Annotated in this window: 20 protein-coding genes; 2 read left to right on the top strand and 18 right to left on the bottom strand. The window is 38.6% G+C overall.

Annotated features, from left to right (window positions below; genetic code table 11):
* Nucleotide 1: 1 nt before the first annotated feature.
* A complete protein-coding gene (gene ggt / locus TE34_RS07605) occupies nt 2–1,615 on the bottom strand; it encodes a gamma-glutamyltransferase (protein ID WP_047984220.1) in 1,614 nt (537 codons plus the stop codon).
* A gap of 287 nt (nt 1,616–1,902) precedes the next feature.
* Between ggt and TE34_RS07600 the strand changes: the two genes are divergently transcribed.
* A complete protein-coding gene (locus TE34_RS07600; RefSeq protein WP_047984219.1) occupies nt 1,903–3,297 on the top strand; it encodes a trypsin-like peptidase domain-containing protein in 1,395 nt (464 codons plus the stop codon).
* A gap of 336 nt (nt 3,298–3,633) precedes the next feature.
* On the opposite strand, the gene dhaM is transcribed toward TE34_RS07600, so the two are convergent.
* The 14 genes from dhaM to TE34_RS07525 all read right to left on the bottom strand — a co-directional run bounded on the left by dhaM (nt 3,634) and on the right by TE34_RS07525 (nt 18,015).
* Nucleotides 3,634–4,005 (bottom strand): dihydroxyacetone kinase phosphoryl donor subunit DhaM, encoded by a 372-nt coding sequence (gene dhaM, locus TE34_RS07590; RefSeq protein WP_047984217.1) that lies wholly within the window; start codon nt 4,003–4,005, stop codon nt 3,634–3,636.
* A 1-nt stretch (nt 4,006) separates the two neighbouring features.
* Nucleotides 4,007–4,627: a dihydroxyacetone kinase subunit DhaL gene (gene dhaL, locus TE34_RS07585; RefSeq protein WP_047984216.1), complete on the bottom strand. Its 621-nt coding sequence runs from the start codon at nt 4,625–4,627 to the stop codon at nt 4,007–4,009.
* 15 nt (nt 4,628–4,642) lie between these two features.
* Nucleotides 4,643–5,632, bottom strand: a complete 990-nt coding sequence (dhaK, locus tag TE34_RS07580; protein WP_047984215.1) for a dihydroxyacetone kinase subunit DhaK — start codon at nt 5,630–5,632, stop codon at nt 4,643–4,645.
* A 79-nt stretch (nt 5,633–5,711) separates the two neighbouring features.
* On the bottom strand, nt 5,712–7,205 hold the full coding sequence (gene glpK, locus TE34_RS07575; protein ID WP_047984214.1) for a glycerol kinase GlpK: 1,494 nt from the start codon (nt 7,203–7,205) through the stop codon (nt 5,712–5,714).
* Nucleotides 7,206–7,253: 48 nt separating this feature from the next.
* Complete coding sequence (locus tag TE34_RS07570; RefSeq protein ID WP_047984213.1) at nt 7,254–8,063, bottom strand: MIP/aquaporin family protein; 810 nt, start codon at nt 8,061–8,063, stop codon at nt 7,254–7,256.
* 184 nt (nt 8,064–8,247) lie between these two features.
* Nucleotides 8,248–10,092 carry an asparagine synthase (glutamine-hydrolyzing) gene (asnB, locus tag TE34_RS07565; protein ID WP_047984212.1) on the bottom strand — a complete coding sequence of 615 codons (1,845 nt, stop codon included), beginning with the start codon at nt 10,090–10,092 and terminating at the stop codon, nt 8,248–8,250.
* Nucleotides 10,093–10,330: 238 nt separating this feature from the next.
* Nucleotides 10,331–11,281 (bottom strand): dipeptidase, encoded by a 951-nt coding sequence (locus TE34_RS07560; RefSeq protein WP_047984211.1) that lies wholly within the window; start codon nt 11,279–11,281, stop codon nt 10,331–10,333.
* Between the two features lie 35 nt (nt 11,282–11,316).
* Nucleotides 11,317–12,030 carry a gamma-glutamyl-gamma-aminobutyrate hydrolase family protein gene (locus TE34_RS07555; RefSeq protein ID WP_047984210.1) on the bottom strand — a complete coding sequence of 238 codons (714 nt, stop codon included), beginning with the start codon at nt 12,028–12,030 and terminating at the stop codon, nt 11,317–11,319.
* A 184-nt stretch (nt 12,031–12,214) separates the two neighbouring features.
* The gene (locus TE34_RS07550) at nt 12,215–13,705 is read right to left on the bottom strand and encodes a tripartite tricarboxylate transporter permease (RefSeq protein WP_047984209.1); all 1,491 of its coding nucleotides are present in this window, start codon (nt 13,703–13,705) and stop codon (nt 12,215–12,217) included.
* A gap of 12 nt (nt 13,706–13,717) precedes the next feature.
* Entirely contained in the window at nt 13,718–14,176 is a 459-nt protein-coding gene (locus tag TE34_RS07545; protein ID WP_047984208.1) for a tripartite tricarboxylate transporter TctB family protein, read from the bottom strand.
* A gap of 81 nt (nt 14,177–14,257) precedes the next feature.
* Nucleotides 14,258–15,259, bottom strand: coding sequence for a tripartite tricarboxylate transporter substrate binding protein (locus TE34_RS07540; protein ID WP_047984207.1), 1,002 nt, complete (start codon nt 15,257–15,259; stop codon nt 14,258–14,260).
* A 166-nt stretch (nt 15,260–15,425) separates the two neighbouring features.
* Nucleotides 15,426–16,100 (bottom strand): response regulator, encoded by a 675-nt coding sequence (locus TE34_RS07535; protein ID WP_047984206.1) that lies wholly within the window; start codon nt 16,098–16,100, stop codon nt 15,426–15,428.
* Between the two features lie 12 nt (nt 16,101–16,112).
* Nucleotides 16,113–17,696 (bottom strand): sensor histidine kinase, encoded by a 1,584-nt coding sequence (locus TE34_RS07530; RefSeq protein ID WP_330218306.1) that lies wholly within the window; start codon nt 17,694–17,696, stop codon nt 16,113–16,115.
* A 121-nt stretch (nt 17,697–17,817) separates the two neighbouring features.
* Nucleotides 17,818–18,015, bottom strand: coding sequence for an alpha/beta-type small acid-soluble spore protein (locus TE34_RS07525; protein ID WP_047984204.1), 198 nt, complete (start codon nt 18,013–18,015; stop codon nt 17,818–17,820).
* Nucleotides 18,016–18,200: 185 nt separating this feature from the next.
* Here TE34_RS07525 and TE34_RS07520 point away from each other — a divergent pair, with 185 nt between their 5' ends.
* On the top strand, nt 18,201–20,222 hold the full coding sequence (locus TE34_RS07520; protein WP_236687121.1) for a LuxR family transcriptional regulator: 2,022 nt from the start codon (nt 18,201–18,203) through the stop codon (nt 20,220–20,222).
* Between the two features lie 47 nt (nt 20,223–20,269).
* Here the strand turns inward: TE34_RS07520 and TE34_RS07515 are convergent, their stop codons facing one another.
* From TE34_RS07515 to TE34_RS07505, 3 genes are all read right to left on the bottom strand, one after another.
* Entirely contained in the window at nt 20,270–21,601 is a 1,332-nt protein-coding gene (locus TE34_RS07515; RefSeq protein ID WP_047984202.1) for an FAD-dependent oxidoreductase, read from the bottom strand.
* Nucleotides 21,602–21,829: 228 nt separating this feature from the next.
* Entirely contained in the window at nt 21,830–23,389 is a 1,560-nt protein-coding gene (locus TE34_RS07510) for a Na+/H+ antiporter NhaC family protein (RefSeq protein ID WP_047984201.1), read from the bottom strand.
* Nucleotides 23,390–23,497: 108 nt separating this feature from the next.
* Complete coding sequence (locus tag TE34_RS07505; RefSeq protein WP_047984200.1) at nt 23,498–24,358, bottom strand: hypothetical protein; 861 nt, start codon at nt 24,356–24,358, stop codon at nt 23,498–23,500.
* Between the last annotated feature and the right edge of the window lie 70 nt (nt 24,359–24,428).

The following is a 24,428-nucleotide window of genomic DNA, read 5'->3' as shown; positions in this document are numbered from 1 at the left end:
ATCACCATGATGCAATTGCACCATCTGTACGTGATTCGGTACCTCCTATTAATACACCTGTTTCAGGGTCTCTCCATATAATTTGACCTCGACCAAAGCTATTTGGTTCCACAGCTAATTGCATCTGATGCCCTTTCTCAGCTAGACCTTGTATTAAATGATGGGCAAAACGGTGCTCCACATGGACTGACTTCTCTTTCATCCACTGCCAGCGAGGCGCATCTAAAGCTGTCTGTGGATTCATGCCAAAATCAATAGTATTCATCACAACTTGAACATGGCCTTGTGGCTGCATATATCCACCCATCACCCCAAATGGTCCGATAGCTTCATTATCTTTTGTTAAAAATCCTGGGATTATCGTATTTATTGTCTTCTTGCCACCGACTAATGCATTGCTGTGATTAGGGTCCATAGAAAAATCATGCCCCCTATTTTGTAATGCTATTCCCGTTCCTGGTACGACTAAACCAGAACCAAATCCCATATAATTACTTTGAATAAATGAAACCATATTCCCTTCATGATCCGCCGTTGAAAGATAGACGGTACCGCTAGATGATGGATCTCCAGCTTCAGGTAATAGTGCAGTGTCCGTTATTAGATTTCTTCTTCTTGCTGCATAACTTTCACTTAATAGTTCCTCTGATGAATACTTCATATGTATTTCATCGGTGATATATTTAAAACCATCTGCAAATGCTAGTTTAATCGCTTCAATTTGTTTATGAAGCGTGTCTACGGTATCTCTTGCTTCAAATTCAAATCCATTTAAAATATTCAATGCTTGCAGCGCAACTAACCCTTGACCATTTGGAGGAATTTCCCATACATCATATCCCCTGTAATTAACCCCAATAGGTTGAACCCACTCTGCACGATACGATGCTAAATCTTCCTTTGTTAAAAAGCCACCGTTATCTTTAGAGAATTGGTCAATCTTCTCTGCTAGTTCCCCTCGGTAGAATGAATCAGCATTTGTTTCGCCAATTTCTCTTAGTGTCTTTGCGTGACCCGGTGACTTCCAAATATCACCAGCTTTAGGCACTTTACCATTTGGTATAAATGTTTCAAACCAATGCTTAAACATGTCCTTTTTTAAATTCTCTTTGAAAATTTGATATGCTCTATTCCAATACTTGCTTAGCACTGGTGATAACGGAAAACCTTCTTCCGCATAACGAATAGCAGGTTCCAGTACCTCTTTAAAAGGTAGTTTACCAAACTTTTCCGATAACGCTGCCCAGGCTGCTGGAACACCAGGTACTGTAACCGGTATCCAACCAAATTTTGGAATTTTATCATATCCCGCTTCTTTTACTGCTTCAATAGAGATACTCTTTGGTGCTGGACCACTACCATTTAAACCGTGTAACTTTCCTTTCACCCATACTAGCGCATAGGCATCCCCACCAATACCATTCGATGTGGGCTCTACTACGGTTAAACAAGCAGCTGTTGCGATGGCAGCGTCAATGGCATTACCGCCTTTTTTTAATATATCCAATCCCGCTTGAGCAGCTAATGGCTGTGAAGTAGCTACCATTCCATTTCTAGCATACGTTGCTTGGCGTGAAATAGGATATGGATTAGATTGTGGATCAAATGCAAACATGTATGACACCCCTCGTATTTTAGTAAGAAACTATTATTCTATTATGCATCTCTGAATAAGCTCCCCCAAGTAAGCTCTAAAACTTAAATTAATTTATTTCATAATACGAAATAATTTTCATCCTGTCTACAGGTTTTCGGAGTATTAGGATTATTGCTAAGTAGAAGAATACTATTAACAAGAGGTTTCTAATTCTATTTAACTATAAAATTTATAAATCTAAGCTTAAGACAAAATATATCGTGCTATAATATTAGTATCTACAACAATGAAAAGAGGAGTTCACTATGTACTGTCAATCTTGCGGTAAAGAGAGACGGCCAAACTCAAATTTTTGTCCGCATTGTGGGGCAAAACAAGTTCACAAGCAAAAGTTAAGTCCCTTTACGATTATTATTCTATCACTCTTACTAATTGGTACCATTGGAGTAAGTATTTTTGTCGTTACTAGCTTTTATTCTAATATTTCCGATACACTTGCTTTCGAGGAAGAACCTGTAATTGAACAGCAAGAACCAGATTTAAAACCTGAAGTCACTGAATCAACTACACCTGTTACAGAGAAAAAACAACTACAAGATGAGCAAAAAAGAGAACTAACAGACATCATCGCTGCCGCTCAAGAGACAGTTTATACCGTTTTCACAGCGTACAGTCAAGGTTCTGGGTTCTTATATAACAGTAGTGGCGCCGTTGTTACCAATGCCCATGTCGTGGAAGGTGAAACGGAGGTATATATTAAAACAATCAATGGAATTGAATATCCTGGAACGGTAATTGGATATTCTAATGAAACTGATGTAGCTGTCATTCATGTCCCAGACCTTGTTGGAGTAAAACCTTTCGAACTAGAAGTTAATGATACTACGAAAATAGGCGAAGAAATAATTGCGCTTGGTAGTCCACTAGGATTAGAGAATACTGCAACAATGGGATATATAACTGGGAAGAACCGCAGTTTTGTCATTGATCCATATGTTTATGAGAACTTGTACCAAATCTCTGCACCTATTTCCCCAGGAAGTAGTGGTGGCCCCTTAATATCCAAGACATCAGAAAAAATTATTGCCATTAATTCTGCTGAATCCCTTGAAGACGCTTCTATCGGATTTAGTATTCCATTATATACGATCCATTCCTTGATTGAATCCTGGATTAATGAGCCGATGTCAGAAGAAGACATCTTCGCCCTGTACTACGGGGATAATTATTACAGTGATTCATGGGAAAAAGGCTATTTTGACGGTGGAGAATATTCCGAGGACGAAGACTACTATAATTACTGGGAATATGATTATGAGGACTTCTGGTCTGAATTCGGAGATGCTATCTGGGAGTATATGGAGGAAGAAGATTCCTATTACGATGAGTGGTATGACGAGTATGATGATTCCTATGAAGAAGATTGGTCAGAGGATGGTAGTTTAGGTGGATCTGGTGGAGATGAGTATGTTGACCCTTCACTTGATACTGAAGAAGATATTTACGCGGACGATTACGCTCCTTCTGATGATGAAAACATGTACTATGACGAGGAAACTGGTGAATGGAGTTATTATGATGAAGTAGAAGACCAGTGGTATTTCTATGATAATGAGTTACAAACTTGGTCTTACTACGAGGAATATGATGGTTTATGGTATTACTATGATGAAGCATTAGGTGAATACGTTCCATACTAAGAATTAATAGTAACATAACCGTTGATTGGTACACTAAACCCGCTCCGGAAATATACTTCGCTTTCCGCGGGCGGCTGGTGAGCCAGGAAACTACTTGAATCTACTTCATTGCTGCCTTGCACCGAGGAAGCATGCTGCGTAGCGTTACTTGCAGACGCAGGTGCATTCTCGGGTCTCACCTATGCCTTTCCTCCCGCAGGACAAGGAACGCTTCGGCAGCGTTACATCGCACGCAGAAAAAGTGCTCTTCTTTTTCAAGGAGTCTACGTATATTTCCGGAGCTAGTATAAATGTGTTTTATCGGTAATACTCTTCAGTATTATATGTTTATTCTCATTAAAATTCCTTCATCACTGCATCATAAACGTCTTGTAGCGATTTTCCCATGTTGGATTCAACGGCAGCAACGTAGGCGCCTTCTACTAGAGGGGCATTGATAATTTTGACTGTATTAGAATCAATCATCTCTAACGCAACTTCTGCATTCATCATCGCACTGCCGAGGTCATAGAATACGAGAACTCCATTACCAACGTTCGCTCGATCAATCGCAGTAACGATTTTCTCGACACTGGTTCCGATTTCCCCCTCATCCGTACCTCCTGCAACTTCAATAGGGACATCATGAATTACTTGACGAATAATCTCTAATAATCCACTTACAAGTTTTGAGCTGTGGGAAATTAGTACTATTCCTACATATTTCATGTTATTCCTTCTCCCCTATTACTTCTGCTAGTGCCTCAAAAATATAACAAGAGGAAGCAGAGCCCGGGTCTATATGGCCAATTGATTTTTCTTTAAAATAAGATGCACGTCCCTTAGTTGCCATGGTATCCTTCGTCTTTTCCATTGCAGTCCTAGCCGTTTCAACCAATCCATTCGAATGAAATGATGAAGGATTAGAAAAGTAGGTAGCAACCGGACTCCAAACATCAATCATTGTCTTTTCACCTGTCTCTGATTTCCCCCGCTGCTTCAATCCATCAAGGGCAGCCTTCACCCCAACCGAAAGTGACTCCAAATCAAGATAATCTTTCCCCTTTACAGCCATTGCCATTTTTAAGAAGGCAGTTCCATATAAGGGTCCAGATGCACCACCAACTTTTGAGAGCAAAGCCATCGATGCATCCTTAAGTACTTCAGAAGGCTCACTATATTCCTTTGCTAGTAGCCTATTTACTGCCTCTTGATAGCCTCTTGCCATGTTTATTCCATGGTCTCCATCACCGATTGGTTGATCGAGTGAAGTGAGATAAGACTTGTTTTGCTTGATTTTTTCATTAGCTAATTCAAACCAGTTGACCATGTCTCTTGCGTGTAATTCCATGGAACCTCTCCTTTCTTACATTCGAAATGCTGGTGCTAGTGACTCTGCATTTAATAATTCTTTTAGTTCATCATCCAACTTTAGTAACGAAACTGAACAGCCAGCCATTTCCAATGAAGTCATATATTCCCCAACAAATGTTTTATACACCTTAATTCCTCTGTCTGCCAATATATCCTGGACTTTTTTATTTAAGATATACAGTTCCATTTCAGGAGTAGAACCGAGTCCATTCACTAAGACAGCAACCTCTCCTGAAAAGTCATAATCCTCCAGAATTTTCCCCATTAACGTGTCTGCAATCTCGTCAGCACTTGCTATCGATCCGCGATTAATTCCTGGTTCTCCATGGATACCCATACCGATTTCCATTTCATTCTCTGCAAGTGTAAAGCTTGGTTCGCCAGCAGCAGGTACGGTGCATGGTGTTAATGCCATCCCCATGGAACGTACATTAGCTACCACTTTTTCTGCAACTCCTTTTACTTCATCCAAAGTCCCTCCAACTTCAGCTTTCGCACCGGCTATCTTATGCACAAACACAGTTCCAGCTATTCCTCGACGTCCCGTAGTAAACGAGCTGTCTTCCACTGCAACATCATCATTTACAATGACATTAGCTACTTTAATTCCTTCCGCTTCTGCAAGCTCTGCAGCCATCTCAAAATTCAAGACGTCTCCGGTGTAATTTTTAATTACTAAAAATACCCCTTCACCACTATCCACTGCTTTAATTGCTTCAAAAACTTGGTCAGGAGTTGGGGATGTAAACACTTCACCACACACAGCTGCATCTAGCATTCCTTTTCCGATATAACCTGCATGTGCCGGTTCATGTCCACTTCCACCACCACTTACTAATGCAACTTTTCCAGTTACAGCTGAATCCGCTCTTGCTACAACAAATGTATCTGGTACTTGCTTTAAGGTTTCTGGAAATGCTGCTACTAATCCATCCACCATATCTTGGACAACCTGATTCGGATCGTTGATTATTTTTTTCATCTTAACTTTCCCCCTTACCTATTAAGATAGGCCCTATCGGTGTTATTCGTTAGGGCCTTGTCAGTAGTATGTTATTCAGTTATTTAAATACTCTAGTAGCTTCTACAGCCTTTTGCCAGCCTGCATATAGCTTATCCTTTTCTTCACTATCCATCGTATTTTCAAATGTTTTATCGATTTGCCATTGCTGAGCAATTTCTTCTTTATCTTTCCAGTAGCCAACGGCAAGCCCAGCTAGATATGCTGCACCGAGAGCTGTAGTTTCTTGAACAACTGGGCGATCTACTGGAACTCCAAGAATATCACTTTGGAACTGCATTAATAAATCATTCTTAACCGCTCCACCATCAACACGTAATGTTTTTAAGTCAATGCCAGAATCGGCAATCATTGCATCTAGCACATCTCTTGTTTGATAAGCAAGAGACTCTAGTGTTGCACGGATAAAGTGTTCCTTTGAGGTTCCACGAGTAAGACCAAATACTGCACCTCTTGCATCACTATCCCAATATGGTGTTCCTAGTCCAACAAACGCAGGTACTAAATACACGCCATCCGTTGAATCTACTTTCGCAGCATAGCCTTCACTTTCTGGGGCACTAGCGATTAGTCGTAATCCATCCCGCAACCATTGAATTGCAGACCCAGCTACAAATATACTACCCTCCAGAGCATATTCAACCTTTCCATCTACACCCCATGCAAGTGTTGTAAGAAGTCCGTGCTCTGACTTTACTCCCTCTTCCCCTGTATTCATTAACATGAAGCAACCTGTTCCATATGTGTTCTTGGCCATACCTGTTTCAAAGCAAGCTTGCCCGAAAAGTGCAGCTTGTTGGTCACCAGCAATCCCTGCAATTGGTACCTCATGTCCAAAGAAATGGTAATCAACCGTATGTGCATATACCTCCGAAGATTGGCGCACTTCAGGAAGCATGGACTTCGGAACAGTTAAAATATCTAATAATTCCTCATCCCACTTTAAATCATAGATATTGAACATTAGTGTTCTGGAAGCATTGGAGTAGTCCGTTACATGTGCTTTTCCACCCGAAAGCTTATAAACTAACCATGTATCAATCGTTCCAAATAGTAAATCACCGTTCTCCGCCTTTTCACGTGCACCTTCTACATTATCTAAAATCCACTTTACCTTTGTACCTGAGAAATATGCATCGATAAGTAGTCCTGTTTTATCACGGAACAGATCATTGTAACCCTTTTCATTTAATTCATTACAAATACCTGCTGTTTGACGTGATTGCCATACAATTGCTTTGTAAACAGGTTTACCCGTATTTTTATCCCATACGACGGTTGTCTCCCGTTGGTTTGTAATACCTATACCAGCTACTTGACTAGGATCCGCATCAGCTTTACGAAGTACTTCTGCCATACATGCTAAGATTGAAGTCCAAATTTCATTTGCATCATGTTCCACCCAGCCTGGCTTTGGAAAATGTTGTTCAAACTCTCTTTGTGCCGTTTCTACAATTTCTCCACTATGGTTAAATAGAATCGCTCTCGAACTTGTTGTCCCTTGGTCTAATGCCAAAATAAATTTCCCGTCCATCATGACACCCCTCTCATTTTACTAACTATTATACAACCTCTTTGTCTGCTAGCCTACTTGTGCACCTTGCTTTTTAAAGTCTTCATTAACAGCGCCACCAATTGCTACTAATACAAGCACACTCATAATCCAGAATAAAGCGGAAACGTTCCCTAAAAATATCGCCTGATAGAATACTGCACCGTAGATTCCACCAAAGATTGGTCCAACTACCGGAATCCAAGAGTAACCCCAATCAGATCCACCTTTACCAGCAATCGGAAGAAGAGCATGCGCAATTCTTGGTCCTAAATCACGGGCAGGATTAATAGCATAACCTGTTGGACCACCTAGAGATACCCCAATCGCTACAATTAGTAGACCGACAATTAATGGATTTAACCCTTCTGTAAACTGATTTGCACCAATAAACATTAAGCCCATCAGTAATACAAACGTACCAATAGTCTCGGTCAGAAAGTTTGCAAACATACTACGCTCTGCTGGCGCCGTAGAGAATACAGCAAGCTTTGTAGCTGGGTCATCTGTTTTTCTCCAATGTGCTAAGTAAGCAAGGTAAACAACTGCTCCACCAATAATAGCTCCTATCATTTGTGCTGTTAGGTATATAGGAACTTTTGCCCATTCAAATTCTCCCACTGCAGCAAAACCTAATGTTACCGCAGGATTAATATGAGCCCCCGAAACACTTCCAACTGCATAAACCGCCATTGCTACCGCGAGACCCCATCCTACAGTAATAACAATCCAACCTGCCCCTTCTGCCTTGGAGTTCTTAAGGACAACCCCACCAACAACTCCGCCACCAAAAATGATCAAAATCATCGTACCAATTAGTTCTGCCATAAACTCTGACATCTTACCAACACCCCTTTTCTTATGATTTAGACTTGGGAAATTTGGTAGTTAGGTAATAAAAGCATGTACCAAATTTTCTATTACAATATATTCCTACTAAAATACATACATGCCTAAATTCGTATAATTAAAGAAAAAAAGTAGTGGAATACTCCCACTACTTTTTGTAATATAATCATTCTATCTACCCTTTGACAGTAACTTGATAGGTTCGTAGCCAATAATCAATCTGGCATAAATGGGCAATTAGTTGTGGTCCTTTCATTAACTGACCATACCACGGATCCTCAAACTCTTTCCCCTCACTACGGACAATAGCCTCTACCTTTTCGCGATTGAGAAAATCAAATAACGGGGCATCCTTATCAGCTAATATCTCCTCCATCCACTTCACTACTTGTTTCGTATATTCGGGTTGGAAGGTTTTTGGATATGGGCTTTTCTTTCGATATAAAATCTCATCGGGGAGGATCCCTTCTAGAGCTTTTCGAAGAATTCCTTTCTCCCTTCCGCCATACATCTTCATTTCCCAAGGAATATTCCAAACATATTCTACTAGATGATGATCCGCAAAAGGAACACGCACTTCTAAACTAGCCCCCATACTCATTCGGTCTTTTCGGTCCAATAGCTGTTGCATAAACCAATGCATGTTGAGATAAAACAACTCTCTTCTCCTAGCATCTTGTTTGTTCTCACCATCAAGCAGTGGTGTTTCTGCAATCGTTTCTTGATACCGTTCATGAACGTACGTCTTTAAATTTAGTTTTTCTTGCCACTTGGGTAACAATAGGTCAATACGAGAATCTAAGGAACGTACCCAAGGAAATCCATCTCCAGCAGCATCCGGTTCATGAAACCAAGGATATCCACCGAATATTTCATCGGCACATTCACCAGATAAACTAACGGTGGTATGTTGTTTTACTTGTTTACAAAACCATAGTAGCGATGAATCAATATCTGCCATCCCCGGCTGGTCTCGCAATACAACAGCCTCTTTCAAGTAGTTTGCTAGTTCTTTTCCTGAAATCAATTCATCATGATGGTCTGTAGCAAAAGCGTTCACCATTTTTTCAATATATGGTCTATCACTAGAAGGTTGGAATTTACTAGCTTCAAAGTGCTTCTCATTTCCTTTGTAATCAATGGAGAAAGTAGTAAGCTGCCCTCTATCATTTTTCTTAAAGTACTCTGAAGCCACAGCAGTAATGGCGCTAGAATCGACGCCACCTGATAGAAAAGTAGATACGGGTACATCGGCAACTAACTGCCTTTCAACTGCATCGATAAAAAGTTCTCTCACTCGTCGGATTGTTTCCTCCACAGAATCTGTATGTTCTTTACTTTCCACATTCCAATAGCGCCATATTTTTAGACCATTTTTGGAAAAGGTTAACGAATGTCCTGCTCGTAGTTCCTTCATATGTTTAAAAATTCCATTGCCTGGCGTTCTCGAAGGACCTAAGCCAAAAATCTCCGCTAATCCATCATCATCCACTTCGGCCTTCACCTCATCATGAGCTAAAATCGCTTTGATCTCAGATCCGAATAAAAAGCGCCCATCACCTTCATAGAAAAATAAAGGCTTCACTCCAAGTCGATCCCGTGACATAAACAGTTGTTGTCTTGCATCATCCCAAACACCAAAGGCATAAATGCCATTCAGATGCTCAACACACGCTTCCTTCCACTCGATATATGAGGTAAGCAAAACTTCCGTATCCGAAGTTGTAGTAAAGATATGTCCTCGCTTACGTAGTTCACTTCTTAGTTCTTCTGTATTATATAGCTCTCCATTATAAACTATCGTATAAGCATTGCCATCCGCTTTCTTTTGCATCGGCTGTTTTCCACCTTCTAAATCCACGACAGCCAACCGCTTATGTCCAAAGCCTACAAATGTATCAAACCAAATATTCGTATCATCTGGTCCTCTTAACGACAGCGTTTCTGTCATTTTTTGAAGAATTTCTCTTTCCTCACGAACAAAGTTCTTCCAACTAACAATACCGGTTATTCCACACATCGCTCGTTTCCTCTCTCCTAATAAATTGTGTTCATCTACGTTACCGGTATTCTTCCTGCTTTCCAGGAAAAATAGGCCACATATCATTCTATGCAGCCGAGTGGTTGGACATTACAACAACTTATCAGTATATGATTGGAAAAGTCTTCTATGCGTAAAAATATGGAAATTTTAAAAAACATTTGTCCACTATATAATACGAGCCGAATCTTCCACAGAAATAAATAATTTCAGTTACTTACACATCGACATATCGGTTAAGGAAATTCCTATATGCAAACCCTTTTACCTTCTCTTCTGAATAATGCTTTAACAGCTCATTTATTAAGTTTTGATAGTTAGATGCATTTTCTAAGTCAGTAACAAATGACGAGATCCCATCAAAATCAGAGCCGAGCCCAATGTTCCGTACTCCTCCTAAGGAACATAAATAATCAATATGCTTTATTAAATCAGAAATGCTAGCGTTATGCTGTTCATAATTAATAAACGGTGGCCAGAAAACAACATGAATCATTGCCTTTTTATCAAACATCGCTTGAATTTGTTCATCGTTCAGATTTCGAGGGTGTCTGCACAGTGTATACGCATTAGAATGGCTCGCAATTGGATTGTTTGCCAGTTCCATTACATCCCAAAAAGCCTTTACAGAGAGATGGGATACATCCGTTAAGACACCGTGTTCATTATTTAGTTTGACAACCTCTTTCCCGAATTCTGTCAGACCTGCACCCCGTTGCTCTCCTACTCCATCAGCACATAGATTAGCATTATTCCATGTTAGCCCAATGGACATGACACCAAGTTGGTAAAGCAAACGAAGCTTAGCTAAGTCATTACCAAATGAGTCCGCACCTTCTAGTGTTAATACGGCACCTATTTCTCCCTCTTTTAAGTGCTTTATATCTTGCCAGTTTTTAATATGTTTCATTTCTGGATTTTGCCCGAGAATCTCATGATAAAAAATATCAATTTGCTCTAGTGCATGCTGCCATTTTTCTCCATTAGGTACTTCCGGCATCATAAAAATAGCAAAAAATTGCACGTTAACATTGCCTGTTTTCAAGTATCCGAGATTCGTATTTAGTTCTGGTGAATCTTTAAATTGAAGTGGCTTCTTTTGGAATAGCTGTCTTCTGGATTGTTGAAGTTTAAATAGAGCGTCACAATGTGTATCGATTATTTTCAATTTGAAGTTCCTTTCATTTTTTAAACTTTGTTACATTACTCTTTCACACAAGCTGCTATAAATCCTCTAAAAATCGATTCTGCTATCGGATCATTTTTACTGTACATATTTTCTGGATGCCATTGAAGGGCTAGAGCAAATCGGTGTTTTGTACTTTCGATTGCTTCTATAACTCCGTCGCTTGCTGTTGCACATATTTGAAGGGGTTCTACAACGTTACGATTTGCTTGGTGATGGCGACTATTTACTTTTAGTTTAGTTTCACCAGTTAACCGATTCAATAGCGAACCTTTTTTAACTTCGACAAAATGGGAACCATGATATTTAGGTGCTTTCTGCTGATGTTGTAATAACTCGCCTTCTATTTGCGAGTAGATATCTTGGTACATATCACCGCCAAGTGCAATATTCAACGTCTGGCTACCACGACACACACCGAGAATTGGTTTATCCATTTCTAGCATTTTGTTTATTAACGCTATCTCAAAAATATCACGTTCAGGTAGAATTGTTCCAAGCTTTGGATGGGGCTCTTCTCCAAACAGGGTAGGGTCAATATCATACCCACCAGTTGCATACAGTCCATCTAGCCTACTTGCAATCTCTTTTATATCTACTTCCTGATCATAATAAGGAAGTAGAATCGGAATCCCACCAGCTTTCATAATGGCATTCACATTGTCTTTCCCCTCATAGTAAATATCATCATCCAGTTCTGTAGACGTTATTACTCCGATTAATGGTTTCATAATTGGCATCCTCCCAAAAACCTTTTTATTATATTTTATGATACACTGTCTGTCGTCATGATGGGACTATTTTTTGCGAAAATTGGAAATCCTGCTGATTAATTTCTATACATAAAAACACAAAGGAGCTCCCATAAAGGAAGCTCCTGATCGAGCGTACTACTCACCTGAGGGGTCAGTCCCCCTACACTTCTTTTTTACGGCGAAAATGTCCTATAATTGGGAATAGGAATGATAATAAGCCGATGATTAATAAACTTATTGCAATTGGACTTTCTACAAAGATCATGTAGCTTCCATTTGATATTGTTAGGGATTGTCTGAATGCTTGCTCCATCATGCCACCTAATATAAACGCTAAAATAAAAGGTGGTGCAGGGAAGGAGAACAGACGCATAAGGAATCCTATCACACCAAATAGTAACAACATATACAAATCAAAGGTGTTAAAACTAATCGCATATACCCCAATAATACTAAACATAATAACTAAAGATATTAATAGAGGGCGTGGTATTTTTAGTATTTTCGAGATATAAGGTATTAATGGTAGATTCAAGATTAATAGAAATACATTACCGATATACATACTAGCGATAATTCCCCAAAATATTTCAGGTCGATCAGTCATTAGTAACGGACCTGGTTGCACATTTAATACTAAAAAGGCACCTAGCATAACAGCAGTCGTACCAGAACCTGGAATACCTAGACTTAATAACGGCACAAAAGCACCACTTGTTGCAGCATTATTAGCAGTTTCTGGTGCTGCGAGTCCTTTTACTGATCCTTTTCCGAATTCCTCAGGATTCTTAGAAAGTCGCTTTTCTGTTATATAACCGATGAAAGAGGCGATTGTTGCACCTGCTCCAGGTAAAACCCCTAATAAGAATCCAAGAAAGGACTGCCTAGTCATTGGTCCTCTCATTTCTTTAAATTCATCCTTTGTAATTTTTAAACTCCCCAATTTTTGTTTATTATCAAAGGATAAATCTTTTCGATTAATGATTAATGTACAGACTTCTGCTAGAGCAAATAGCCCTAACGCAATGACTAAGAAATCTACCCCTTCTAGTAAATTCACATTTCCAAATGTAAATCGCTGCGTACCTGTTTGTGGATCAATGCCAATTGTTACAACCATAAACCCTACTACTGCCGAAATTAACGCCTTAATTGTTGACCCTTCTGACAAACTCGTTATCGCAGTTAGTCCCAAAAACATTAGGGCAAAATATGCAGGAGGATCAAAAGAAATAGCCACACTCGATAGCAATGGTGCAAACAACATAAGCAAGACAACACTGACTGTTCCACCAACAAACGATGATATCGCCGCTATCGCAAGTGCTTTTCCTGCTTTCCCTTGCTGTGCCATTGGGTAGCCATCAAGAGCTGTAGCGACCGTACCAGATACGCCTGGTGCATTTAATAGTATGGAAGATGTTGATCCTCCAAATATTGCCCCATAATATACCCCTGCCATCATTACAAGTGCAGGTGTTGGATCCATCCCAAATGTAATAGGAATCATGACCGCAATTGCACTAATTGGACCAAGTCCTGGTAACATCCCAATAAATGTACCAACAAGAACTCCAATCAAGACAAACATAATACCTTCAAGGCTTAACGCAACTTGAAAACCTGCTAGTATACCCTCAATCGATCCCATATGCTCCCCCCTTTAAAAAGGCAATATTCCTTGTGGTAGATTAATTTGTAAAAAGCTAGTAAATAACAAATACATTACTAGAGGAAATAAAACAGAAACAAGTGCATTTACAACATGCTTTTTATAGCCTAAGAACCATGAACAACCGAAAATGAAGATTGCAGTAGTCACCACAAATCCTAATAATTCTAGAAAGAAAATATATAAAAATACAAAAGCAAAAACAGCTAAAAGAGCCCCTATATCTTTCTGGGGAATATTCCTTCGTGCTCTCTGTTCCTCCGTCTCGGAATCTTTAGCAAAAAACAACCCAATCGATAACGCTACTAATAAAAATCCCAACCCTTTTGGGACCACATCCGCATCAATATTGGTATACGCAAAAGAAGGTAATTGGAAGGCTAATATTAAATACACAATAGCTAATACAAGTAATACAATGCTTATACGTTGGTTCAATGTTTTAAACATCTATTCACCACCTACAAGTAGATTTAAAACAAACGGAAGCCAATGACCGGACATCATTGACTTCACAGAATGGTTAATTTTTTACTGACCTAATCCTAGCTCATCTAATAAGGTCTGAACGGTTTCATTTTGTTCATCTAAGAATGTCTTATAATCTTCGCTTCCCATAAACATTTCATCCCAGCCATACTGATCACGAATGGCACTAAATTCCTCTGAATCACTTAACTCTTTAAATTTTGCTTCATAATATTTTACTGCTGCTTCATCCATGTTAGGAGGGCCGAAGAATCCACGCCAGTTTACAAAGGATGCATCAATTCCTTGTTCGATTGCAGTCGGGAAATCTTCTAAAACTTCTCCAGATAATCTTTCTTCAGCTGTAATACCAAGAACTTTAATCGTTCCAGCTTTTACTTGTTCCACTGTTTCGGCAACACCTGTGGAGAATACTTCTACACTACCGTTTAATAACTGTGTTAGACCAACACCATCTGGGTCAGTAACATACTTGATTTTTGTTACATCGACTCCTGCAGCCTTAGCAATTTGAACAAATTGGATGTGATCCATACTACCAGGTGAAGATGTTCCAACTACAGAGATGCTCTCAGGATCTGCTTTCATATCTTCGAAAAGATCATTCAAATCATCCCAAGGCGCATCTGCACGAACAGCGAATGCACCATAATCAGCAATAACATTGGCAATTGGTGTAAAATCATCATAACTATATTCGGATTGTCCGTTTAAAGGCACAAGAATGATAGGTGGTGAGGCGACAAATAAGTGATTATTACTACCCTCATGCCCAGCAATGTAAGCCCAACCTACAGCACCACCGCCACCAGGCTTATTAATTACACCGATATCCTCTTCAATAATTCCTGCTTCTTTGAACACTTTTGCAGCCATTCTAGCAGTCGTATCCCAGCCCCCACCTGCTCCAGCTGGTGCAACCATTTCAATTGATTTGTCCGGCTCCCAGTCACCTGAAGCATCACTATTCGCTTCATCGGATGAACAAGCAGCTAGAACGCTAATTAAGATAGCAATTAATAAAAACGCTACATATTTCCTCATTATTTTATCCCCCTTATGAAATCTAAAAATTATTGCTTGTTTGTAACTATAATTCAATACTTTCAATATGTAACCGTTTTCAAAATAATGATTAAAAAGATAGAAAAATACATTTTGTTCATATTGTTCACGAAAAGAGGGACTGACCCCTACACGTGTCATCCCTCTACTTTACTACATGATATTTTCTTTCTGGACGTCCAACAATTCCATATTCTAACTCGGCAACTACCTCACCAGTTGAAATTAAATACTCTAAATATCTTCGAGCCGTTGTACGAGAAGCACCAATTCGTTTACCCATTTCCTCTGCTGTTATCCCAATAGGTAACGTTTTAATTATTTCCGAAACCTTATCTAAAGTTAATGGATCGATTCCTTTAGGTGTGTCCTTGTGTTCCACTTTATCGGAAGGATGTCCAAAATACTTGTCTAAAAATAATTGATCAACCTCCCTGCTCTTATCTAAATTCTCCCTCATTTCTCGATAGCGTTCTAGTGTCTCAATAAATCGTTCCATTTTTACAGGTTTAATAATATAATCAAACACTCCATTTCGAATAATCTCACTAACTATTTCTGTTTCTGTAGCAGCAGAGATCATAATGAAATCGATATTCGTATTCGTTTCCCTAATCGATTCAATCATACTGGAACCTACTATATCGGGTAAATACACATCTAGAATAACTAAGTCTATCTTATTAGCTTTTACAAGTTTAATCGCTTCTTCTCCGTTCAATGCTTTACCGACAACTCGAAACCCAGAAACCTTCCCAAGAAATTCTTCATGGATTTTAGCTATTCGAAAATCATCTTCCACGATGATGACATCAATCATATTCTCCCCCCTCTATTTTGACTGCTTAGGAATAAATACGGAAAAGATGGCTCCTCCATCTGGTGGATTATGTACTTCTATTTGTCCCCCTAGTTCCCCAATGGTTTCTGTCACAATGGCAAGGCCATAGCCACGACCCTTCTCACGCTTTGTAGAATAGCCACGTTCAAATATTCTGTATGTGTCTTGTCCCGGAATTCCATCACCAGAATCCGCAATTTCAAATACGATGTCATCCCCAAGGTCTGTCACAAAAAACACGATCTCTCTCTTTTCTTTCTTCTCAACTGCTTCCAAAGCATTGTCTAGTAAATTACCAACAATAGTAATCAATTTGGCTACATCAATATGACTTGGCAGTTCTTCTAAGTAACTGTTGGTATCGATTCTAAATTCAACTTTCTTTTCAGAAGATTTACCAATCTTCCCCAATAAAATCGCTTGAATAGTTTGATCTTTAATCTGCTCTAGTAAGATTTTATTGACTTGTACAGTAGCACTAGATTCGATTTGAATTAATTCAATTGCTTCCTTATAATGACCTAATTGTAGCAATCCAGATAACACATAAAGTTTATTGGTGTATTCATGTGTTTGCGCTCTTAAGTCTTCTGAGTACTTCCTAACTTCTGATAAAGTATTTAACATTTCATTTATCTCCGTCTTATCACGGAAGCTTGCAACCACTCCTACCACTTGACTTTTATCATTTAAAATAGGTGTACGATTTACAATAACAGGGCGATTATTTAGAACAACCTCATCATCCTTAATTGCACTACCAGAATTTAACACGTCATACATTTTCGTATTTGGAAATACTTCTTCAATTCGTTGATTCATATAGTTATTTGAAAGTCCAAGTATCTTCTGTGCAGACTCATTCATCATGGTCACTCTTCCATCAGCACCCACCGCCACAATCCCTTCCTTTACCGAAGATAAAATGGCACTCCTATCTTGAAATAGCGATGCGATTTGGTGTGGTTCAAGACCAAAGGTGTCTTTCCTAATATTACGGGCAAGCATGACACTTCCGAATATCCCTAATAAAATTATAGGAATTGCTGACCCACTAAATTTCAGTAAATTATTATAGATAATAGATTGGATATCATCTAACATAAAACCAACTGAAATAATGCCGATAATTTCTCCATCTTCATTAATAACAGGTGCTTTTCCTCTTAACGATGGTCCAAGACTTCCTACAGCTTTTGACGTATAAGTTTCGCCACTAATTAGTGCCCGATCATTGTCACCACCTACCATCTTCTTCCCTATTTTCCCGGTATCTGGATGAGCATAACGAATACTATTAGCGTTACCAATAACGATAAACTCTGCTCCAATAATCTCTCTAATTTCCTCCGCAATGGGTTGCAGTACGCCCGTTGGATTTTCATGTTCAAATGCATCAATGACAGTCGGCATTAGTGATATTGTAATTGCAGCATTTAATGCACGTTCTCCGATATGTTTTTCAATTTCCTTTGATTCATAATAAGCAACAATCCCCGTTAATGAAGCAGTTATTAATATAATCAAGCCAATAATGAGAACGAGAATCTTCGTCTGTAATGTAATTTTCCCCATGAACATCACCCTAACAATCTAGTAATCTAAATTTACCATACTAGAGTTTTTATTGAAATATATAGTATTCAGAAATATTTAATAAGGAGCTCCCAATAAGGAAGCCCCCTGATCGAGCATACTACTTGTTCCCATTTTGCATGCTCTGCTCGGCGATTTGGATCATTCGTTTGACCATTTCGCCACCCACAGATCCGTTCTCACGTGCAGTTGTGTCCGCCCCAGGTTGTACCCCAAGTTCGCTTGCAATTTCCTCTTTCATTTGGTCGATTGCATTTCTTGAACCAGGCACTAACAATTTATTATTGTTTCTGGCCAAAACGATCACTCCTTGTGGGTATTGAACAGATTACTCTGTTCTTCTTTAGGGTACGATTAATTACAATTTCTATACGAATGTTACAGTAATTCACGTATAGTCTTGACAGTACTTTAGTACTACTTTATATTATGAATTACACGACTTTTCAAAAATCTGTCTGAATAAGGAGGATAATCTTGAAAGTGCATGAAGGTACTTCTGACGTAGATGTGCGAATTAATGAAATGATTCATAAAGTGGAAGAGGAATTTTTTATCGGGAGAAGCAACGAATTATCATTCTTCCAAGAATTCATGCAAGCGGAGAACCCAATACATAGAATAACCCATTTTTATGGAGAAGGTGGTATTGGTAAAACATATTTGTTGCAAGAATTAGCTAGAATTGCTAAGAAGCAACAGATTCCGTTTATCTATTTAAATAGTCAGGATTTCACTCACAATGTACAAGGATTTATCGAATATCTTTATGCCACCCTTGTTTCACAAATACAATACCCTAAAGATGATATATCACAAGTAACCTTACATGACTGCCTTACATTACTAAATAATTATGATGAGAAGATTTTTATCGCTATGGACACCTATGAACATATGGAAGACTTTGATCGGTGGTTCCGAAATGCTTTTATTCGTCAATTATATCCAAGCGTTCGAGTAGTTTTGGCAGGGAGAAAATCGTTAACTGGTGAATGGCAGGAATCTCCCGCTTGGAGAAAGGTAACGAAACAAATTCAACTCCATCCCTTTTGTCTTGAAGAAACGCTACATCTTCTAAACAAAAGCGGGGTGAACGATGAACACCATATTAATAACATTTGGGAATTCACAAAAGGCCATCCATTATTAATTACGTTAGCTAGTATTAGTGATTTTACTAACAAAAATTATGAAAGCACTTTCAATAGCAATTCAGATATATTAAGTAAACTAACAAAAAGATGGTTAACGGAAGTAACTAATGACCGTTTAATAAACATTGTAGAGGTAGCAGCGCTATTTTATCAATTCGATCAAAGTTGCTTATCAGAAATTCTCAATCAGGATATTCCAAATCGAAAATTTAATCAACTCACTTCCCTTTCTTTTGTCCGGAAGACCAGAAGAGGTTGGAGTATGCATGAGCTCATTCGTGATGCTATTCGAATGGAATTAAAGCAACGAAATCCTGACAGATATGAATTACTAACCAATAAAATAGTAGCTTTTTATTATCATCGTATTATTAAGCAACCAACGGAAGAAGATATCGCTTCCTTCTTTTATCATCTCGGGGATGATCTCATTCAATCTATATTTTTCCAGGAAGCATCAATAGATACGACCATGTACTTAGATCCCATTGATGAGTATAATTTTCACGAGGTGGAAGCGTTCTTTGCTTATCAAAAAAACAATATTTCTAAGAGTAACACGAAATATTACAACCGTAGAACGAATTCTTCCATTGAATTCGATGCATCATTTAAACACAATCAGCTTGAGTCTGAATTGATAGGACCAGAGTATATTCAACAGATAGGTTATCATGGGGCAAGCTTACTCAAAAAGAATGGTGAAGTTATTGGTATATCTATCAATGTTCCAGTAAATGAGCAGACTCTACCAATCCTCTCGAAGGAACCTGTATCGAGGGCATACTTTGGAAATTTATCTAATACAGATAAGGAGTACTACAATGTTCCTGTAGAAAAAACGACTAGTTATTTTATCCGCTATCAAGATTATATCGACCCAACAGACAATGCGGCACGTTCATTCTTATTATATAGCCTTTTCCGCTTGATTTTTTCTGGAGGGAAGATTACTGCTTCTACACCGTTAAAACTTTTTCAAGATTTACTGTATAAGTTCGGGTTTCAAACCGTACCAGGCGCGGAGCATGATGATTTTAATGAAGATATACCAACACCAACTTTTATACTAGACTTGAGTGGCCCAAGACTAGTTCCATATCTTAAACAATTTTTACAGGGTGTTACGAAACAAAATGAATTAGATATCCTCATAGAGAAGTTCTCCCTAACGAAAAGAGAACAAGATATTATGAAACTATTATTAGAGGACAAAATCATTACGGAGATAGCAAATGACTTATTCATTGCTGAGATTACAGTAAAAAAGGCTTTAAGTAGAATTTATCGAAAAGCAGATGTAAAAAACAGACCACAGTTAATCAAGAAAATAATGGATATCATTTAAAAAATAGACGTCTCCAAAAGATAAAACATTAGGAGGCGTCTATTATATTAGTCTATTAATTTATTTTCCGAACAGAATAGATTTTCGGAATCGTATTCTTTTTTTAGTGCCACTAGACGCCCATGGATGCATCGGTATGAATTTTGAATTACCCCTTCATCTATTGTTGAACTATTTAAATAGGATACTTGATTATAAGAATATGGAAGCAATTTTTCATACAATTGATAGATCCATTGTTCTGTTAAATCAGGATGACTTCCTACCTCTGCTTCTACTACGAGAAGGTAACTAGCGTCACGTATATGAAAAGCTGTCTCAAACTTCGAAATCCGATTCATTTTACCATGTATCTCAACGAAATGATAAGATACAGGGAATTCACTTCTATCCACTTCATCCATTAGAATCTCGATAACATCTGGATGTAACTCATTAAAAAACAACGAAATTCCTTCAATGGCGAAACCATCTTGGATAAAACAATCAAATTTTTTCTGCATATCAACATATGGCATCATCTCAGAATAATCCGTGACGGATGGGGCTAATTCCAATAATGGCTGTATGATTTCTGTTTCAGTCTGTAAATTCAACTCCCCTATGTACATACCGATTACTCGGACAGATTTAAAGCCTGTATTCGATTTTGTTAATATTATATTAAAGGATATATCATCTATCGCTTTTTGACGATATGCTTCTGCTTTTTCCATTATCTGTTTGAAATCACTATAATCATAAACAACATCTAAACCGAGAATAAGTTGCCCAACAGGTACTAGCTTAAATTCAAACTTCGTTACAACACCATAGTTGGCTCCAGCTCCTCGAATTGCCCAAAACAATTCTGGACGCTCTATTCGATTCACGTAGATTAACTGCCCATCTCCTGTAACAAGATGTACACCAACAATATGATCACTTGTTAATCCATATTTACCTCTTAAATAGCCTAGGCCACCGCCCAGTGCAAGACCGGAAACCCCAATATTGGAATTCATCCCGAGAGGAATCGCTAATCCATACTCCTGGGTTATTGCATCTACCTCAAATGTTCTGGCACCTGCTTCAACGGTTGCTATTTTACTAACCTCGTCCACTTGAATCGCATTCATATTAGACAAATCAATGAGTACTGCGTCATCCATAACAGACTTCCCTGCCGGATGAAATCCACCACCACGTACCGTAATCTTTAACCCATGTTTTTTTGCATAACAGACTGCATCTATTACATCTTCTTCACTTTTGCATTCAAAAATAGCAGCAGGATACCGATCAATATGGGTATTCCAAACTTTTCGTTTAAAGTGATACAAAGGGTGATTACCTTCAATTTTCTGGCTGGCCTTTTGATTTAAAAAATCATGACCCATTTATACATTCCTCCATTAATTTTTAAAAATAGTTGGTGGGGACCGTTTTACTGGACTAGTGTGTAAATCTAGTAATCTATTAGAAATAGCTTAGCATATTCTGGTAAAAATGTAATGTATACGTAGGTATATGATTCATAAATTATACAAAAAAAGGAGACTATTTTCGTCTCCTTTCCGCTAAATTATAGATTCTCCAGGAAAATTTTCCTCTAAATTACTCTTTTCTTACGGAACCGTTCGAAATTCTGCAGGTATTTCTTTCCCCCATTTTTTATTAAATAGGAAGGCTAGAGCTACCAATAAGATAATTCCGGCAATGAGGGAGATAATAGCTGAACCTGTTATTCCAGCTATCAAGAATGAAACTAACCCACTTATCCCAGCTGTTATAGCAAATGGCATTTGCGTATTTACATGATCAATATGATCACTTGCACTTCCAGCTGAAGACAATATCGTTGTATCCGATATCGGTGAACAGTGGTCTCCAAATATTCCCCCACTCAGTACTGCTGCAATTGCTAAAAACATAGAAATTTCATCCATAGCATGAGCTAAAGGCATAGCAATTGGAACCATGATAGCAAACGTGCCATAAGAAGTACCTGTCGTATAGGCAACCACGCAAGCTACTAGGAATAACAATACCGGAATGACAGCAGGTGATACGGATTGCTCTGCCAAGCCAACAATAAAGTCTGCTGTTCCAAGGGCTTGTGTTACACTACCAATCGACCAAGCTAATGTTAAGATTATATATACTAACATCATGCTTTTAAAACCATTTACGATCAGTTGCATGGCTTCCTTGAAACGAAATAACTTTTGTTGCATACCCATAAGGATGGCCACGATTATTGCGGTAAAGGCTGCCATTAGAATGGATAATCCACCATCTGCCTCTCCAACTGCCGTAACCAAATTATTTTCAGGAAATCCTCCTGTCCATAGAAACATAGGTGGAATCATACCAAGAAGGACCCCAATTGGTACTAGAAAGTTTCGTTTCTTCGGTACCACGTCCGTTTGAAGATTTTCCGCTTCTAGCATTGCATCATCAGAAGGTGGTTCTGCTCCATCTCGCAATAGTTTACCAGTAGTTCTTGCTCGATATTCCGCCTGTGCCATTGGACCGAAGTCCCATCTTTTCCAAATGACGATAGCAACTAACAATAATGCTAAAATAGAATAAAAGTTAAATGGTATCGTAGCTAAATACGTCACATACTCAGAACCAGTTATACCTAACTCTACAAATTGCGCTCCGATCAAACCCATAACAAAAACGACCCATGTTGATACTGGTGCTAACAAACATAACGGTGCGGAAGTAGAATCCACGATATAAGCTAACTTTTCACGAGATACTCGCATCTTATCTGTTACAGAGCGCATCACACTACCAACCGTTAATGCATTGAAATAATCCTCGAAGAAAATAATAATACCGAATAACATGGTCGAACCTTGTGCACCACGATCAGATTTCACTCGGCTAGAGATCGAATGCGCAATTGCTCGTGCACCACCAGTCCGTTGTAAAAATGCTACTAATACACCGAATAATCCACAATAAAGTAATACAGTAGCACTCCACGGATCCCCGAGATTAGGTAGGATAAACTCACTAAAACTTGCATACATACCTAACAAAGGATTCCAATCGTGAACCATCGTTGCCCCAATCCATACTCCTGCGAACAATGCTGGAATGACATTTCGTGTAACTAGTGCTAGTACAATTGCAAGAATTGGAGGTAAGAGTGATAGAATTCCAAATTCCATACATAAACTCCTCCTTTTTATTAACTTACAACTTATCCCTCCTACTATTTATGTATGGAACTTTTTTGAAAAAAATACCTTTTTATTGTAGGAATCACTAGTATTAAATTACTTAACCTCATTTATCCGCTTCCATGTCCGTACAAGACCGTCTACAATTGGCTTGATGACTTCCTTATCTGTATCATACTTCAAATGAGATAGAGGATTCCAACTCGTAAATATCCCACCAGCATTTACTTGTATATCCTTCGTAACAGCTTGTTTGTAAGCTTCGTTAATACCTTTTAAAGGGAAAGCTAGGATATCATCTTTATCGTAAAAATTTATCCATTCTCCTTTTAAGTGCGGGTAAAATTCTTTAACTGTCGGGGAAGGGACTGTGATAGGAGAACCAAAATCTATATAACGAAGAGACCACATGGCCATTGGACTGCCCAGTGTATAAAAAAGGGTAAGTGTCTGACATTGTTCCAGGGCGTTTGAATTGGTACAGCCCTTTGTTTCCATGCCGATATTTTCCTTTTTAAACTGCAGGTCATAGAAATAATTACTAGCAATAATGGAACCAAGGCTATGGCTAATCACACATAAAGGCGCTTGATGTCCCGCTCTATCTCGCAAGCGCTGCATGGATTTAGCTACGAGAGCATGGACTTTATCATAATTTTGATTTCCTAGTCTAGTCGGTTGATAGGCTACTGCATCAGCAAGGAATTCTAAAACGAAACGCCTGAGTCTACCATAATTTAAATCCCGATAATCCTGAAGCTGTTCCCATAGTTTTACTTGTTCAGGTGCAAAGACACTAGACCAGTAGACGGGTTCGAATACGATTTCCTTTTCTGCATTTCGGTTTGTCAGTTTCTTAGCAAAACCTTCTGTTATCCGTTCAATTAATTTATCTGCAAAATTTTTCTCAGGAGTTCCTGCACCATGAAGAATCAAGACTGCAATCTTCTGACTCATCCTTCTTCCTCCTTTTAAGAAAATATACGCTATGGACTAGTTCTTTTTACTATCATACGAGAATGTGAGT

It is taken from the genome of Ornithinibacillus californiensis (assembly GCF_001038485.1).
In the GTDB taxonomy this organism is placed as follows: Bacteria; Bacillota; Bacilli; order Bacillales; family Amphibacillaceae; genus Ornithinibacillus; species Ornithinibacillus californiensis.
This window is presented reverse-complemented; position numbering and strand designations above follow the sequence as displayed.